Below are 1,603 nucleotides of genomic sequence, written 5' to 3'. Positions count from 1 at the left end.
TGGCCCCAGTCCTCCAAAAACACAAAAGGGGAAAAAGCTTTCCCCATAATGACCCCTTTCCCAGCACCAACCGTTCAACACTGCATTCATGTTCGGCCGTTCCGGCCACACGAATGCTTAGTTATTGGTAGCCGTTTTTTTTATTCTTTTTCATCGTCAAATTTGAAGATTTCTTCTTCGTTGTCAACCATATATCTCAGACACTTCTCAAAGTCGCTTTTAATAGTCTTGCTTAGAAACTGCTTCCATTCGGGTTCGTCTTCATGTCTTATAAATGCGACCAAAGCCAAGGCATAAGACCATTCGTCAATTTTTAAATACCCTAAGTTACTGTGTCCCCAACGGTCAGTCTGATTATAAAACTGAAAAGCACAGTTTGCATTGAAAATTCCAAGTCCGAAAAATACTGTTGTAAAGTCAGTGAGCATTTCATCGTTTTGCTCAAGTTTTTTTGGCCAAGCAACTTTATATGAGATAGTTCATGAGCAATTGTTGCAATTAAACTATCAGGTCTTTCTAATAATGCTTCGTCAAGTGAAATGCTGTATTTGCCATCAACTTTTTCGTGATGATATAGTCCTGCAGCTTCTGGATTGTCTGGGTCTGATTCCATGAAAATCACAGATGTTCCCATGTCAATTTCTTTTAGTCCGTTGTCATAGAAATCAAGCTCTATTTCATTTGGGTCAAGTTGCATATTACTACAAATAACTTTCAGAGCTTCAGTTGCATTTTCTCGACTTTTATTCCATTTTATTGGAAAGTCTGATGTTGTAGGTGTCAGAATTCTACGGTCTTCAATTCTTGGTTCAGGGAATTCCTGCATTAACCATAGAAAATTGTTCTCGAAGTACTTTCTCAGTTCTTTGTCGAGTGGCTCGTACTTTTTATTTGATTTCAGAAAGTTGAACATGTTTGTTTTTCAAATGGCTACCAACGGCCAAGTCTAAGAGCAGGTGGGCATTTAAATCCGATTAACTGTCCTCTACGACCAAAGTTTATAAAAGGTAACTGCTATCAATTAGCATTTACCGCCCGCTTGCTCTTAGGTGGTGTTACCAGCATTTTTTATTAGTTCTAGAAAGAATTTTGTACCATATTTTGATTTAAAATTCATCTTTTCAATGTGTGATAAATAGTCTCTCTGTCCATTTACCAAGTTGAAGGCAAAAACTTCTCCCGATGAAGTTTTTCCAATGATGTTATTTAAGGTTTTTTTATCCGACATGCCGAAAAAGGAAAAATGGGAATTTAAAGCAAACCCATAATTTTTTGTGTTTCTTAATTCATTGTCCATCCATTGTATAAGATATTGAAATTCGTAGAGTTCTAAGTCATCAGCTTTCGCAATCCTCAAATTACTTGAGTTTTGGAATTCCATAATCGCAGTTTGCTTTCCAATACTTTCAAGCCCTTCTTTAAGACAATTAATAAGTACATTACAGTCGTTTGTTGTAGATATGAAATACTTTGAAAAGTTTGAAAACTGAATATCAAACCTTTGAATTTCTGTATATACTACATCGGGATATTCTTTACTGTCCTGAATATCTTCTTTCTTTTGATTGAATAATGAAAAGAACTTGTGATTAAAAATTCCCCA

At 35.7% G+C, this 1,603-nt stretch carries 2 protein-coding genes; both read right to left on the bottom strand.

The window, feature by feature from the left end; genetic code table 11:
* Positions 1–322: 322 nt before the first annotated feature.
* Complete coding sequence (locus ACYVAA_RS22840) at positions 323–913, bottom strand: hypothetical protein (protein ID WP_460546380.1); 591 nt, start codon at positions 911–913, stop codon at positions 323–325.
* A gap of 132 nt (positions 914–1,045) precedes the next feature.
* Positions 1,046–1,603 (bottom strand): hypothetical protein (locus ACYVAA_RS22835; protein WP_460546378.1); only part of this gene is annotated, 558 nt, incomplete at its 5' end.

This window comes from Echinicola sediminis (assembly GCF_054777495.1).
This window is presented reverse-complemented; position numbering and strand designations above follow the sequence as displayed.

What these genes read in the sequence shown, in the direction of transcription:
- ACYVAA_RS22840 (WP_460546380.1), bottom strand. Translation starts at nt 913, where the DNA reads ATGTTCAACTTTCTGAAATCAAATAAAAAGTACGAGCCACTCGACAAA.